The sequence below is a fragment of the Sciscionella marina DSM 45152 genome (assembly GCF_000379465.1).
In the GTDB taxonomy this organism is placed as follows: domain Bacteria; phylum Actinomycetota; class Actinomycetes; order Mycobacteriales; family Pseudonocardiaceae; genus Sciscionella; species Sciscionella marina.
Genome location: NZ_KB905425.1, coordinates 1 through 13,620, shown reverse-complemented (window position 1 = coordinate 13,620; position 13,620 = coordinate 1). Strand labels below are relative to the sequence as shown.

The following is a 13,620-nucleotide window of genomic DNA, read 5'->3' as shown; positions in this document are numbered from 1 at the left end:
GATCGTGGCCGTGGTGGTGGCCTTGGCTGCGGTAGCCACGGTGGGCTACTTCGCGTTCGCACCATCCCAGCAGCGCAACACGACCTCAGCGGCGAGCGGCCCGACCGTCACAGCGCAGACCGCCTCCGGACAGTCGGTGACGGTGCCTGGCGGCGGCAAGCCGAGCGTGCTGTTCTTCTTCACCGCCAGCTGCGGGGACTGCGGGGCTGGCGCCCGTGCGGTGGCGCAGGCGCAGCAACGCGCGCCCGAAGCCGCCCACTACGTCGCCGTGGACGTGGCCCCCAGCGAAACGGAGGAGATCATCCGCCCGTTCCTGGAGCAGAACCAGGCCACCAACCTGGCCGTGGCCAAGGACACGGACGCCCGGTTGACCAGCGCCTACCGGCTCACGCAGGTAAGCACCGCAGTCGTGCTGGACAGCTCGGGGCGCGAGGTCTTCCGCGGGGTCGACCCACCCCCTGAGCAGATCACCGCCGCGCTGGACAAGGCGGCGTCATGACGACGGGATTGCTCGCCCTGGCCCTCGGCGCCGGTCTGCTGGCCCCGATCAACCCCTGCGGGTTCGCCGTGCTCCCGGCGTTCCTGGCGTACGTCCTGGGCAGCGAGCAGGAGCCGCGAGGCACAGCGGTCCGGGTACTGGGCGGGTTGCGTGCTGGGGCTGCGTTGACGGTCGGGTTCGCCGGCACGTTCACCGTGCTCGGGGTGCTGTTGGCGCTCGGGATGCGCTCGCTGGTCGGCGTGGTGCCGTGGCTGGCCGTACTGGTTGGTGCCGTGCTCGCAGTCGTGGGCCTGGCGATGCTGGCCGGGTGGCAGCTGTCGGTACGGCTGCCGACGGGCTCGGCCGCACCGAAACGAGGACGACGCGGGCTGGTTGCCTTCGGCGCCGGCTACGCGGTGGCCTCGGCCTCGTGCACCCTGGCGGTGCTGCTGGCCGTGATCACACAGGCACTGGCCAGCTCCAACCTCGCCGGGGTCCTCGTGGTCTTCGCCGCCTACGCAGCCGGATCGGCCACGCTGCTGCTGACACTGTCGGTGGGCGCGGCATTCGCCAGCGACCTGCTCACTCGGGTGGTGCGACGGGTGCTGCCGTATGCCTCCCGCATCGCTGGCGCCGTCCTCGTGCTCTCCGGCGGCTACCTCGTAGCCTACTGGCTCCCGCCGTTGCTGACCGGCGGCAACCCGAGCCAAAGCGTGCTCACCACTGTGACCGCGGCACTGTCGCAGTGGATCTCCGGCCATCAGTTCGCCGTCGCCCTCACCGCACTTGTCCTGCTGGCCGTGGCCACGACGGCCGCGCTGGTCTCCCGGACACGGCGTACGCCTTCGCCTGGCGAAGACTGCTGCGCAGCGGCCTCCTCCGCGGACGAGACAGCGAGGGACGAGCAGGACGCCCATCCCCGCTGATCACGATGGGTCCGGGCGGATCGGGTGTGACAGGCCACTCGGATGGATTGCAGCCGTAGTCCACGTAGCGATGATAAATTCGCGTAAGCGGATATGACGATATGGAGGGTGTGGTCATGATGTTCGACCTGGCAATCGTGGGCTCGGGTGGCGCTGCGTTCGCGGCGGCGATCGCCGCACGGCGGGAGAACCGCTCGGTGGTGATGATCGAACGCGGCACGGTCGGCGGGACGTGTGTGAACACCGGCTGCGTGCCGTCCAAGGCGTTGCTGGCCGCTGCCGAGGCGCGCCACGTCGCGCTGTCGGCCGAGCGGTTTCCCGGCGTGCGTGCCAGCGCGGACGAGGTGGCCTTCACCGAACTTCTGAGCGCCACGCACGACCTGGCCGCCGGCATGCGAGCGGAGAAGTACACCGACCTGGCATCCGAATACGGATGGGAGATCCTGGCCGGGCACGCGCATTTCGTCGATGGGCCCGCGCTGGAGGTGGACCTCGCCGAGGGCGGTACGACCCGAGTGGACGCCGAGCACTACCTCGTGGCCACGGGCTCCACGCCGTGGGCACCACCGATTCCGGGGATCACCGAGGTCGGCTACCTCTCCTCGACGACCGCGCTGGAGCTGGAGCGGCTGCCGAAGTCCATGCTCGTGCTCGGTGGCGGCTATATCGGCCTGGAGCAGGCACAACTGTTCGCCCGCCTGGGCACGCAGGTCACGGTGATCGCCCGCTCGCAACTGGCCTCTGCAGAAGAGCCCGAGGTCAGCCAGGCCCTGGAGGGCGTGTTCGCCGACGAAGGCATCACCGTCCACCGCGAGTCCCGGATTGCCGCATTGCGCCGGCAAAACGACGGTGTCGTCGCGACTGTGGACAGTCCGGATGGGCGGCGCGAGGTTCGCGCGGAGCAACTGCTCGTGGCGACCGGGCGGCGGCCGGTCACCGCGGGGCTCGGCCTGGAACACGTCGAAGTCAAGCTCGGCGAGCGTGGCGAGATCCTGGTCGATGAGCAGCTGCGCACCAGCAACCCGCGAATCTGGGCCGCCGGCGACGTCGTCGGCAGCGAGCAGTTCGTCTACGTAGCCAGCGCACACGGTGGCCTCGTGGTCGACAACGCCTTCGGCGATGCCGGGCGGACGCTGGATTACCGCACCCTGCCACGGGTGACCTTCACCAGCCCCAGCATCGCCGGAGTTGGGCTCACCGAAGCCCAAGCTCGCGAGCAGGGGCTGGCGGTCGACACCCGGGTCCTCGACATGGACGCGGTGCCCCGTGCCGTGGTCAACCGGGACACCCGCGGTCTGGTCAAGCTCGTCGCGGAGGCAAACACAGGGCGCCTACTCGGTGCGCATGTGCTTGCTGAGGGGGCCGGGGACGTCATCACGATCGCCGTGTACGTCCTGGCCAATCACATGACCGTCCAGCAGATGGCCCAACAGTGGACCCCGTACCTGACCATGGGTGAAGCCCTCAAGCTCGCCGCCCAAACCTTCACCCGCGACGTCGCCAAACTCTCCTGCTGCGCTGCCTGACCCGCGTCCCTCGCGGCGCGGCATGGGTGACGTCAGGGCCTGCGGCGTTGCCCCGTTACGACAATATTGTCGTACCTTGCGGGGTAGGGGCGCAGCTCGCCCCGGGTACGGATCGATCCCTGCTGCGCAGTGCGATCAGCGAGGAGGTGCGGAATGGTTCGGCGAATAATCGCGGGTCGCCGGGTGGGCGACTTGGAAGCTGCGGTGCTGCAACAGCTGTGGAACGAACCGCAGCCGGTAACCGGACGAGAATTGCTCGAACGGCTGGCTCGTCCGTCGCTGGGTTACACGACGTTGATGACCGTACTGAAACGCTTAGTCGACAAACAACTCGTTGAACGCGTCTCCGAGGGACGCAGCATCCGCTACCGCGCCGCCGGGGACCTCGATGAGCTGACCGCCCAGGCAATTGAGGGGCTGCTGTCCTCGGCGCAGGATCGGCAGGCAGTATTGGCTCATCTGATCGAAAGCGTCGACGACCCCGCGCTGGTGGCTGAGCTGCGGGCGGTGCTCGATCGGACGGATCGGCCGTGACGCCGTGGGGTGTGGGCGGACTGGCCTTGGGCGCGGCTGCGGCGGCGGTACTGCTGGTGCTGCGGTCGGACTGGGCTCGGCGGCACGCGTCGCCGCGCCTGCGGGCGATGACCTACTTGATCGGGCTTGTGGGGCTGGCGCTGCTGCCCGTCGCAGGGCTGATCTGTTCCGGTGCCGCGCTGGCGAACGCGGTCACCGGGTCTCCCGTGGGCTGTGGGTGGTCAGTCCACCTCCTGGCATCGGCTCCGCTGACGGCTGGCCTGGCCGTGGCCATCCTGGGCGTGATCGTCCCAGTGGTGCTCCAGGGCAAGCGCGTGGTGGCCGCGGCCGACCGCACCGAACTCGGTCCCATGGTGCGAGCCCGCGCCACACGACGGTATGTGGCCGGGGGTGGCTCGGTGTGGGTGCTGCCCGCCGAGCCCGTTGCCGCCCATACCTCCGGTTGGCGCCACCCGGAGGCCGTAGTGACCAGCGGACTGCTCGCCCTACTGGGGCCGACCGAGCAGGAGGCGGTCTGTGAACACGAGGCAGCGCACGTGCGGCTGGGACATCCCCGGTTGCTGCTGATCGCCGCCGCGATCACCCGCGCCTACGGGTTTCTCCCACTGGTGCGTCGCGCCTGGTGCGGGTTGCGGCGGGAACTGGAGGCCGCCGCCGATGACGAGGCCGCCCGTCAGGTCGGCACCGCGCCGGTGCTGTCGGCCCTGGCCCGCATCGGCCTCGCCCACGTCGGCGGCACTCACGGCACGACGGCCGAGTTCGCCGACCGCGACCATCTGAGCTATCGGCTCGCACGCCTCCAGCACCCCCAGTCGAGTACTTGCCGTGCCGACACAAGCGTGGCCCTCGTCGCACTCACGCTAGCCACCGGGCTCGCCTGGAGCGCCTGCACGCTCGCGGTCGGCAATCCCGCTTTCACCGGGGTCGCGCTATGCCTGACCGTGCTGGTCGGGATCGGACTGCGACCGGTATGGCCATGGAATCACCGCGGCGCTGGCCCGCGCCGTGCACCTGGCCCCAACGTAGTCGGATAGACAAATATGTAGTAGGATCGGGTGCGTGAGACGCCGGCTGGCTCGCAATGACCACTCCGGTCAGGCCGAGGACATCCAGGCAATCCCCTCCCCTGAAAGGGACACCCGATGAACCTTTCGCAATCCCCGTCGGACAAACGGCGAGATACCCCCGAGCGGAAGTCCGATCAGGCGTCCGGCTGGTGGGCCGCCGGTGCGCTGGGTCTGCTGGTGTTGTGTTGCGCTGCCCCGGCCCTGCTCGCTGCGGGGGCATTGGGAGCGGTCGGCGCGTGGCTGGGCAACCCGTGGGTGATCGGTAGCGCAGTGCTGGCGCTCGTGGCCGTCGTAGCGCTCGTATGGCAGCGACACCACCGCCGACAGGACAGCGCCGACCCGCACTGTTGCCCGCCCCGGCAACGTGATCGTGGGCAGGGGTGATGACGATGTCCTCGCCCGAGCACGCTCACTCCGCTGCTGCACCAACCGCCAACACCGACCTCGGCTCGCCCCGCGAGGTGGTACTAACACTGCTGGCCCTCGTGGCCGGGGGTCTGTCGTCGCTGCTGATTGTGGCCGCCTCGGCAAAGGTGGCGCCGATGCCACTGCTGTTCTGGACAGTGGATGTCCCCGCGATGGCCCTCGTGGCCGGCATCCTGCTGTACGCCCGTCACGTCGGGATGGAACGCCTGTTCCACCGGCTATGGCTCGGCATCGTCGGTGGGATCGTGTTGACCCTAGCGTTGGACATGGTGCGCACCGCCGGGGTGCACCTGGGCGTATTGCCGGACTCGATCACCATGTTCGGCAACATGATCACTGCCGCGCCCGCCATGGCCAAACCCACGGCAATCAGCTACACCCTGGGCGCGACCTACCATCTGTTCAACGGGATCAGCTTCGGACTGGTCTACTCGATCCTGTTCGGACGTACACCCTGGTGGGGCCCAGTACTGTTCGCCGTGCTGTTCGTCGAGACCGGCATGATGACCCTGCCCCCGATGGCCGCCAAGTTCGGACCATTCGGGATGGCGAAGTTCGGCACGCTGTTCAACGGTTACTTCCTCGACACGGCTCTGGCACACGCCGCCATGGGGCTGGCCCTCGGCGTCATCATGTGCAACTTCGCCCGCCACCGCGGCCTGCTCAGCACGCTGGTGACACGCCGGCGCTGATGTGGGGCCACTGTTATGCGCCCATACCCACCTGCGAACGAAACGACGCTCGCTTACTTACACACGAAAAGGAGCAATTGACGATGCCCGAGCCTGCGCAGTCGCAGCGCACCACACCCGACGTCGATCCGCAGCCGTCGACCACCGCCAAGGCGGTGCTGGCATCCACAGCACGTGATCGGACCTCGCAGGCCGTTTTCGCCTCGACTGCTGTGGTTGCCTTCCTCGTCTACGGCAGCGTCTTGCCATCCGAGGAAGCCAATGGACAACTCGGTCCGGCCAACATCACCGTGCTCAGCGGCCCGCTGCTGACTTTCAGCATGGTGCTCGCACTCGGGCTCGCCACCGTGGTCACCCTGCAGGTGTACTCGGTACGACGAGCCGCCGCAGTCCGCCGTGCCGCTGGCGGACGCGGCGCCCTGGGCGGGGCGGGATTCCTCGTCAGCTTGATCCCCAGCCTGTGCTGCACCCCCGTGCTCCCAGCCGTGCTGGCGGTGTTCGGTATCGGCGCCAGCGGTGCCACGGCCACGATGAAGGCCATCGCCCCTTACAAGTTCGCCATCCTGACTGCCATCCTCGTGCTGTTCGCCATCACGGGCTGGTGGACGCTCCGCCGTATCGCCCGAACGCCCAGCGGCACAACTTCTGCGGACCAGTGCTGCTAAGGATTCGTCGCGATGTCAGGCCCCGCCAAGGCGAAGCGAACCAGAACGTCGCAGCGGTGAGTGCTGCTGGCGGCGCGCACGGTTGGGGCTGAATCCGAGTGCAAGCATCAGTCCCTCGGGAAGGCCGACACCGCGACTTCGCTGCCCAACGCAGTGACCCAAATGGGGCGTGCCAGGTGTCGGCGGATGGATGGACTGCTGTGGCCCTGGGAAAGCCACCGAGCATTGAGGCCCATAGCCCGTGTCGCGGCACCGGCATCGGTGGCGCGACACGGGCTGGTAGACCGGATCAGTGCGTGGCGGGGGCGGCCAGGTCCAGCAGTTCGTGGGCGATGTCGCGCTGGTGGTCGTAGGCGTCGCGGATACCGAACGTGCGCACCCCGGGGTGGTCGTTGACCCAGTCGCGGGCGGCCTCGGCGGAGGCGAACAGCGGCCCTTGGGAGCAGATGGTCGCGTCGATCTCGTCGGCGGGCATGCCGACCACCTCGTCGAATGCTGGTGGCGCGGGGTAGACCACGACCGCCTGCTCCGGGTCGAGGGCGGCCACGCCGTCCGGGGTGAGGTCCACGCGGATCGGCGTGCCCGTGGCGGGGCAAGTTTCCTCGATGGTGAGCGGTTGGTCGAGCACGGCCGCCCACAACAGCACGTCGGGGGCGCATCCGCTGACCGGGAAGCTGCGCTGCCCGATCCGGAGCCGGCGCCGCAGCATGCCGGTGTGCTGGGACAGATCCAGCGTGATCTGCCCATCCTGGACGCGGACCCAGTGCGCGCCGGGTCCCTGCTGGGCCAACGTGACCGTCTCCTCGACCGACCGGCCCACCGCGGCGGCCAGGCGTCCGACCGAAACCGGGTGCTCGCCGAGGGCCGTCAGCCGGGCCAGCTGCAGCCCGACGCTGATCTCTCCGCGTTGCCCGAACCGCGTGAGCAGCCTGCGCCACGTCGCCCAGAACTCCTCGTTGGTGGTGTGCTGATTCATGACACCGGCACCTTTCTGTGTGGTCGTGTACGGGGTGAGGCTCAGGCTGCGGCCGGGGTGCGGCTGAGGTTGATCGACAGGGACTCCAGGGACCGGAACACGTCGGGGCGGTAGCGGGGCGGATCGGCCGCCAGGCGCGGGTTGACCAGGCGCTGGGTCAGGGTTGTGAAGGTGATCTCGGCCTGCATCCGGGCCAGTGGCCCGCCGAGGCAGGCGTGGATGCCGCTGCCGAAGGCCAGGTGCCGGGTGCCGGTGCGGTGGATGTCGAAGCGGTCCGGGTCGTCGAAGTGCGCGGGATCGCGGTTGGCGGCGGCGATGAAGGCCAGCACATGTCGGCCACGGGTGATCCGGTAGCCGCCGAGGTCGACGTCGGTCAGCGCGACCCGCCGGGTGAACTGGAACGGGGCGTCGTAACGCAGCACCTCGTCGACCGCGCCCGCGGCCAAGGTCGGGTCGTCGCGCAGCGCGACCCACTGGTCGGGATGACGCAGCAGGGCCAGCGTGCCGTGGCCGAGGAGGTTGACCGCGTTCTCGTAACCGGCGACGAACAGCAACCGCAGCGTGGCGTTGATCTCCTCGATCGACAGCTGTCCGCCGTCGGCCTCGGCCGCCAGCAGCGCGGACACCAGATCTTTACCCGGATTGTCGCGGCGATGGTCGATCAGCCAGCCGAAGTAGTCCCGCAACTGCTGCTGCAGCCGGTCGGCCTCGACCTGTCGGGACTCCCCGCCGGCCTGGTCCAGCTCAGCGGCTGCCTTGAGGCTGCCGGACTCGAACGAACAACACAGCTGGGTGCGCGGCCACGAGGCGACGAACGCGCGGTCGGTGTCGGGAATGCCGATCAGCTCGCAGATCACCGCGATCGGCAACGGGTAGGCCAGCTCGGCCACGACATCGAGTCCGCCGCGCCGGATGGCTTCGTCGAGCACGTCCTCGACGAAGCGCTGGATGAATCCGCGCAGGGCTTCGACCCGTCGGGGGGTGAAGCCCTTCGCGACCAGCTTGCGCAGCCGGGTGTGCTCCGGCGGATCACGGTGCAGGAACGACTGATCATCCAGTTGCGCCAGATACGGCGCCGACAGCGCGCCTTGCGCCTGCTGGGTCTGGTGTGCAGCCGAGTTGCGGTCGTCGGTGGACATGTCCGGGTGCTGCAGCACGGTGGCCACGTCGTCGTAGCGGAACACCCACACGGCGCCGGAGATGTCCGCGACCGGGTAGTCGCCCCGCAGCTTCCGATAGAGCGGGTAGGGGTCGGCCGTGCTCGCGATCTCGCCACCGGTCAGCGCGTGGTGCAGTTCCGGGTCGACGTCGGACAGGGCGGGAGGGATCTGGGAATCGGTGAACGTCGTCATCATCGCCTCCAACGCAGGCTTATGGTATAAGCCAGAATAGACTTACAACATATACTGTCAAGGGGTACGATGTAAGCTATGGCTGTGGCGATGGCGAGTAGTGAACAGACCCGGGCACCCCTGACCCGCGACTACGTGCTGTCCGGCGCGGTGCGCTACGTCGACGAGCACGGGCTGGAAGCGCTGAGCATGCACAAACTCGGCGCGGAACTCGGTGTGAAAGCCATGTCCCTGTACAAACACGTGGCCAATAAGGACGACCTGCTCGACGGGATCGTCGAGCAGCTGTGGGCGCAGATCCCCATCGAACCGGCCAGCGCTGACTGGCGGGAGGCCATCAAGCGGCTCGCGGCGGCGCTGCGCGATCTCGTCCACCGGCATCCGCGCGCCGCGTCGCTGCTGACCAGCAGGCAGACCATCCTCCAGCGCCCGCTGGAGATCTTCGACGCCCTGCTGGCCGTGATGCGCGACAGCCGCGTCCCCGAACAATGCGCGGTGGCCTTGCTGCGCACAATCTTCCCGTACGCCATCGGCTACGCCCTCGCCGAACTGGCCTACCCCGACTCCGAGGACGGCGACGACGAGGTGACCCGGATTCGCCGCATCACCAACATGCTGTCCCCGCAAGCCCCCGACGACCTAGTGCGCACCGCGCTGTTGGTCTGCGGCGAATGCGACATGAACGCCCAATTCGACATCGGCCTCGACCTCATGATCCGCGGCCTCGACGCCTACCTCGAAGAAGCTGCCACGGCCAGCCATCGCTGAACCGGCACATGACTCAGTCGGCCGCCGCTAACAAGGACGTTCCCGGCCTGCGGCGCTGGCGGATGTGGCGGGTGAGGGCACGGGCTCGTTTCGAGCCGATGCTGAGTTCTCGGCGGAGTGTGTCGGCTGAGATCGGGCGCTGGTAGAGGTTCCAGTGTTCGGCGTCGAGCCGGTATGCCTGCTCGCGCAGCGGATCAGCATCCTCACCGTGCGGTGGCTCTGAGTCAGCCTCGGCGCTGTTGGTGCTGTGACCGGGCATGTTGTTCACGACCGTGCGCAATGCTGGCACATCCTCAGCCTCCTCGTGAGCCTCCAGTGCCGGGCTGGACCCGCCCGAGACCATCGAATCAGGCTGCGCTGATCCGGCTTCGTCGGACTCGGAAACGGTGCCGCTTGTCGTCTCCGCGCGGCGGCGTTTGAGGGCCTGGTTGAGTAGTTCGACCGACAGCAGCAGCGCTAGCGGTGGGCAGGCGGCCACGGCGATGGAGAAGGCGTTCAGTTCGGGTGCGGAGGCGATGTTGGCGCACAGCGACAACCCGATCCCGAGGGCGAACGACAACCATGCCTTCCATTGCCCGGTGGCGCTATAGCGGTGGCCGGTCTTCCACAGTTCGATGGTCGCCATGGTCAACAACCCGTCGACAATGAGCGGCCAGAGGGTTGCGGTGGTCTCGTCGGCACCGAACCGCAGGGCGAAGTCGCGGCCGTGTCGGTAGGAGACGTAGGCCGCGCCCAGGGCCACCAACAGCGTGCAGGCGCACTGCAGATGTAGTGATCGATCAGGGGCGGGGCGGGATGTGGCTGGCTCGGTGCGCATCAGACTGCACCTTCCCGGGGCTGCCCGTGGGTGTCGCGCATCGTGACGCCCCGCTCGTGCAGGCGTTGGCGCACGGTGCCTGCGGCCACGTCCATGCGTCCGGCGATCCGGGCCAGTGACCAGCCCTGGTGGTAGAGCCGGACGGCGTCGTCGATCTGCTCGGTGGACAGGCCGCGACGGCGCATCGGGACCCTGTGGCGATGCAGAATCGTGGACACGGTGCGGCGCTCGATGCCGAACTGGTCACCCAGCTCGTAGACGGTCGCACCGGACGTGTAGCCCTCGATCAGCTTCTGGACCTGATCGTCATCGAGTTGTTGAGCGAGCCCGTCTACGGGGCTGACCTGGATTTCTGGACCTTCGACCAGTAGGTCGTGGTGGTTCGTATGCTTTAGCGTTAGGTCCACAATAAGGGTTGTAAGCCTAGTGACCTGCTGTTTTTACAGCGTGTGGTATCGCTGTTCGTACTGAACAGCGGCGAAGATACAGGTCAGCGACCCAAATTCGGGTTCTACATCACCTAATGTGCCTGGTTCTCGTTACTAGGTGTTATTTTCGACGGTCCCTCAGTGGAGAGGCGAGTCGCTTTGTCCGCCGCCTCGGGTTCGTTCTCAGGTGTTTGCGCTAGGTCGATGAGGACTCTTGCGATTTTGCTGGCGTCTGGAGGATCGTGTCGTTCTCCGTGGACGGAAAGGTGAAGTGAATCGGATCGGCGCACGGTCCGCTTGTGTCCCTTCTTCGCCTTCATAACCGCCTCATTGTCATTGAGCCAGGCACTGTCAGAACAACGGTGAGGTTAGGCCGATCGGCGCTGCTCCGCAGAGGCATCCGCTGAAAGTCATCCAAACGGGGGTCGAGGTGCTGACCACTCCTGGGGCGCCGAACGTGGAGGGCGGTCCCGACAGACCACGGTAAGAATTACCCGTGGGGCAGTTGGGTGGTCTTTCTAATTCTTCGGCATTCACGTCGATACAGTGCCCCGGAAGGCTTCCACATGGAGCTGTAGTCGGCGTCCATCGGGATCACCATGTCGAATGGCTGTCCTTGTGTCGGGTGCGTCAATCGGTGATCAGGGCGAGTTCGGTGGTGGGTCATGATGGCGCCCCCGCGCATGCAGGGCACGGTTGCAGAGTTCATCGTCCCGGGACAAAAGCGGGAGTCAACAATGGATGAAGGTGGTGCCCGCAAGATCGCGGTGGGGACGCTGATCGTTGGCACAGGGGCAGGGCCAGGTTGTACAGCTCGTCCGGAATGGGCCGAACCGTCGTGTCTACCGCGCGAGGACCGAGCATGCCGATCTGGCGGTACGAGTGCCGCTACGCGATCGAGGATCTGTGGAGTTCGAGGCGCGACTTGGTCAGATGCTCGCCGCACGTTTACCGGTTCCACAGTTGGTGTTCGCAGACACAGATGGGAGCAAGGTCGTACCCGGTATCGGTGTCACAATGGATTGAGGGCGTCGACCTTGGTACCGCGGTTGAACACTCCGGTGACGAAGCAGGTGGCCTCGGGTGGGAATTAGGTCGAATCGTCGTTAGCTTGGCGACGATCGAGTTTCCGAGCCGGGATGGGTTGACGACCAACCTCGACATTGAGCCGCGGGAACGCTTTCTTGCAGAAGGGGTACGTTGCCACGCTCATGGCCGCTTGTTCAGGACGGAGCGCGGTCAGGCACTGTCGGCCTCGGCACGATCCTGGTTTTGGCATCTGGTTGGTGACAACGTCGGTAGTGTCGAGGCTCTCGCAAGGAGTTGTTCGTTGGTGCATGCCGACCTGGCCAGCGACAACGTCGTATGCGCTCGCGTGGGCGAGACATGGCGAATCGTTGCGGTATAGGACTAGGAGTTTTCAGCAGCCCGGTCAATCCGGAAAACCTATCAGCCGAGTTTCGAGAACTTTCCCGGCGCGTCCTTCGACCAGTTGGTCAGGCGTCGTGGTCTCGCCTAACCTGTTGAGTTGTGGACACCCGTAGGTAGATAACTGCTCGTGGCTTCGGCGGTGGTGCTCCACGAGTCTGTTTGTCGATGGTGGGATGAGCCAGTGTTGTGCGCTGCGTCATCGTGCCACGGTGCGCACGGCAGGGCCGAGTTGAGCGACACTCGGCGCTCGCAGTCACCGGTTTCGCCTCGTTGGGTGACAGGTTCCGAGGCAGAATCGCGGCATCCAACATGGTGTCGACATTTTGACGGCGACTTGGGGATGTGCATGCGCAGGTGGGGCAAGCTCAATGACAAACTGTGAGTCTTTACGCGGCTGGTCTGGGACTGGCTGGCAGGGTTGGCGTCGGTCGTCTCGCTGTGGTTGTGGCTCGTGACAAATGTGGCCCCCGTGGGTGCCTTGCTTATGAACTGTCCGACCGTGGCGGGTGGCCGACGCCGACCCGGCCCACCTCGGTGGCCTGACGCTTCTATGTCTCGAGTCAAGTAGGCAAGATCGAGATTTGTACTCTAGTCTGCGGGCTGTGCGGATAATGCCGTCATTTGGCGGTAGAGCTGGCGGGCGATGTAGCGCTTGAGACATCGACGGATTTCGCGGTGCGAGCGGCCTTCGGTCGTGCGGCGCTGGACGTATTTCCGAGTGGCAGGGTCGCGGGAAGTGCGCACGCGGGCGATGACGTCCAGAGCCATGTTGAGCTGCCGGTCGCCGCTGCGGCTGAGGCGATGGCGGACCGTTTTGCCAGACGACGCGGGCAGGGGCGCGGCGCCGGCGAGCGCCGCGAAGGCAGCTTCGGACCTGAGTCGGCCGCGGTGGGACCAAGCTGTCAGGATCGTCGCGGCAGTAATCGGGCCGACTGCGTGGATCTTCAGCATGCCGGGCATGAGCTCATCAACGTGGCGTTCGAGCGCAGCTCGATTCTGCTCGAGTTCGCGGGTCGCGGTCAACACGGCGGTAGCCAGCCGTCGGGCTTCCTCGCGGATCGTAGCCGCAGCGGGAGCATCGGTGCAGCGGTGTCGCCAACGGGCGATGGTCCGCACCTGAGCCTCGGTTAGCGCCTTGCGGGCGTCGACGCCGAGGTTGTAGGTGCGAACCAGAGCGTTAAGAGCGTTGCGGTCGGCGGTGCGGCGGCTGTTGATCGCGCGGCGGGCGACCAGCAGGACCTGCATCGCGGAACGGAGCCCCTCAGCGCGTGGGTTGAGTAGCTCGTCGGTATCGGTGCCTAACACGGCTCGGGCAGCGGCGATCGCGTCGATCGGGTCGATCGGGTCGGACTTGCCGTGGACGGCGCGGTCGGCGCGTTTCGGAGGCTTGACCTCGCACACGTGTTCTCCGCGAGCCCCCAGTTCTCGAGCGAGGCCAGCCCCGTAGGAGCTGACGCACTCGACCGCAACCAGACGGCTGCCCAGTGCTCGGGTGACGATCCACTCCGCTGCCCGAACCAGCCCGGCGGGGCTG

Annotated in this window: 14 protein-coding genes; 9 read left to right on the top strand and 5 right to left on the bottom strand. The window is 67.0% G+C overall.

Annotated elements, in window-relative coordinates; genetic code table 11:
• The first annotated feature begins 4 nt into the window (after positions 1-4).
• From A37U_RS46640 to A37U_RS0133035, 8 genes are all read left to right on the top strand, one after another.
• The gene (locus A37U_RS46640; protein WP_157183182.1) at positions 5-499 is read left to right on the top strand and encodes a TlpA family protein disulfide reductase; all 495 of its coding nucleotides are present in this window, start codon (positions 5-7) and stop codon (positions 497-499) included.
• Positions 496-1,404, top strand: coding sequence for a cytochrome c biogenesis CcdA family protein (locus A37U_RS0133060; RefSeq protein ID WP_020500952.1), 909 nt, complete (start codon positions 496-498; stop codon positions 1,402-1,404). Before A37U_RS46640 ends, A37U_RS0133060 begins: the two co-directional genes overlap by 4 nt.
• A gap of 116 nt (positions 1,405-1,520) precedes the next feature.
• Positions 1,521-2,930 (top strand): mercury(II) reductase, encoded by a 1,410-nt coding sequence (gene merA, locus A37U_RS0133055; RefSeq protein WP_026197861.1) that lies wholly within the window; start codon positions 1,521-1,523, stop codon positions 2,928-2,930.
• A 183-nt stretch (positions 2,931-3,113) separates the two neighbouring features.
• The gene (locus A37U_RS0133050; RefSeq protein ID WP_020500950.1) at positions 3,114-3,464 is read left to right on the top strand and encodes a BlaI/MecI/CopY family transcriptional regulator; all 351 of its coding nucleotides are present in this window, start codon (positions 3,114-3,116) and stop codon (positions 3,462-3,464) included.
• Positions 3,461-4,498, top strand: a complete 1,038-nt coding sequence (locus A37U_RS0133045) for a M56 family metallopeptidase (protein ID WP_157183181.1) — start codon at positions 3,461-3,463, stop codon at positions 4,496-4,498. The genes A37U_RS0133050 and A37U_RS0133045 overlap by 4 nt, the downstream gene beginning before the upstream one ends.
• Before the next feature lie 108 nt (positions 4,499-4,606).
• Positions 4,607-4,915: a hypothetical protein gene (locus A37U_RS52135; protein ID WP_157183180.1), complete on the top strand. Its 309-nt coding sequence runs from the start codon at positions 4,607-4,609 to the stop codon at positions 4,913-4,915.
• Positions 4,916-4,920: 5 nt separating this feature from the next.
• A complete protein-coding gene (locus A37U_RS0133040; protein WP_157183179.1) occupies positions 4,921-5,649 on the top strand; it encodes a hypothetical protein in 729 nt (242 codons plus the stop codon).
• An 83-nt stretch (positions 5,650-5,732) separates the two neighbouring features.
• On the top strand, positions 5,733-6,314 hold the full coding sequence (locus A37U_RS0133035; protein WP_020500947.1) for a hypothetical protein: 582 nt from the start codon (positions 5,733-5,735) through the stop codon (positions 6,312-6,314).
• Between the two features lie 289 nt (positions 6,315-6,603).
• Here the strand turns inward: A37U_RS0133035 and merB are convergent, their stop codons facing one another.
• Complete coding sequence (merB, locus tag A37U_RS0133030) at positions 6,604-7,290, bottom strand: organomercurial lyase (protein ID WP_020500946.1); 687 nt, start codon at positions 7,288-7,290, stop codon at positions 6,604-6,606.
• 41 nt (positions 7,291-7,331) lie between these two features.
• Positions 7,332-8,642: a cytochrome P450 gene (locus A37U_RS0133025; RefSeq protein WP_157183178.1), complete on the bottom strand. Its 1,311-nt coding sequence runs from the start codon at positions 8,640-8,642 to the stop codon at positions 7,332-7,334.
• Between the two features lie 78 nt (positions 8,643-8,720).
• Between A37U_RS0133025 and A37U_RS0133020 the strand changes: the two genes are divergently transcribed.
• Positions 8,721-9,410 carry a TetR/AcrR family transcriptional regulator gene (locus A37U_RS0133020; protein WP_020500944.1) on the top strand — a complete coding sequence of 230 codons (690 nt, stop codon included), beginning with the start codon at positions 8,721-8,723 and terminating at the stop codon, positions 9,408-9,410.
• Positions 9,411-9,423: 13 nt separating this feature from the next.
• Here A37U_RS0133020 and A37U_RS0133015 read toward each other — a convergent pair whose 3' ends face one another.
• The 3 genes from A37U_RS0133015 to A37U_RS0133005 all read right to left on the bottom strand — a co-directional run.
• Positions 9,424-10,227 carry a DUF2637 domain-containing protein gene (locus A37U_RS0133015; RefSeq protein ID WP_026197859.1) on the bottom strand — a complete coding sequence of 268 codons (804 nt, stop codon included), beginning with the start codon at positions 10,225-10,227 and terminating at the stop codon, positions 9,424-9,426.
• Positions 10,227-10,595, bottom strand: coding sequence for a terminase gpP N-terminus-related DNA-binding protein (locus tag A37U_RS0133010; RefSeq protein WP_420806276.1), 369 nt, complete (start codon positions 10,593-10,595; stop codon positions 10,227-10,229). The genes A37U_RS0133015 and A37U_RS0133010 overlap by 1 nt, the downstream gene beginning before the upstream one ends.
• Before the next feature lie 2,079 nt (positions 10,596-12,674).
• The coding region (locus A37U_RS0133005; RefSeq protein ID WP_020500942.1) for a transposase at positions 12,675-13,620 on the bottom strand (946 nt) is incomplete at its 5' end.

Excerpts from the sequence above, each read along its gene's own strand:
- A37U_RS0133015 (WP_026197859.1), bottom strand. The coding sequence starts at position 10,227 with ATGCGCACCGAGCCAGCCACATCCCGCCCCGCCCCTGATCGATCACTA.
- A37U_RS0133020 (WP_020500944.1), top strand. The coding sequence starts at position 8,721 with ATGGCTGTGGCGATGGCGAGTAGTGAACAGACCCGGGCACCCCTGACC.
- A37U_RS0133060 (WP_020500952.1), top strand. The coding sequence starts at position 496 with ATGACGACGGGATTGCTCGCCCTGGCCCTCGGCGCCGGTCTGCTGGCC.
- A37U_RS52135 (WP_157183180.1), top strand. The coding sequence starts at position 4,607 with ATGAACCTTTCGCAATCCCCGTCGGACAAACGGCGAGATACCCCCGAG.
- merB (WP_020500946.1), bottom strand. The coding sequence starts at position 7,290 with ATGAATCAGCACACCACCAACGAGGAGTTCTGGGCGACGTGGCGCAGG.
- A37U_RS0133040 (WP_157183179.1), top strand. The coding sequence starts at position 4,921 with ATGTCCTCGCCCGAGCACGCTCACTCCGCTGCTGCACCAACCGCCAAC.
- merA (WP_026197861.1), top strand. The coding sequence starts at position 1,521 with ATGATGTTCGACCTGGCAATCGTGGGCTCGGGTGGCGCTGCGTTCGCG.
- A37U_RS0133035 (WP_020500947.1), top strand. The coding sequence starts at position 5,733 with ATGCCCGAGCCTGCGCAGTCGCAGCGCACCACACCCGACGTCGATCCG.
- A37U_RS0133025 (WP_157183178.1), bottom strand. The coding sequence starts at position 8,642 with ATGACGACGTTCACCGATTCCCAGATCCCTCCCGCCCTGTCCGACGTC.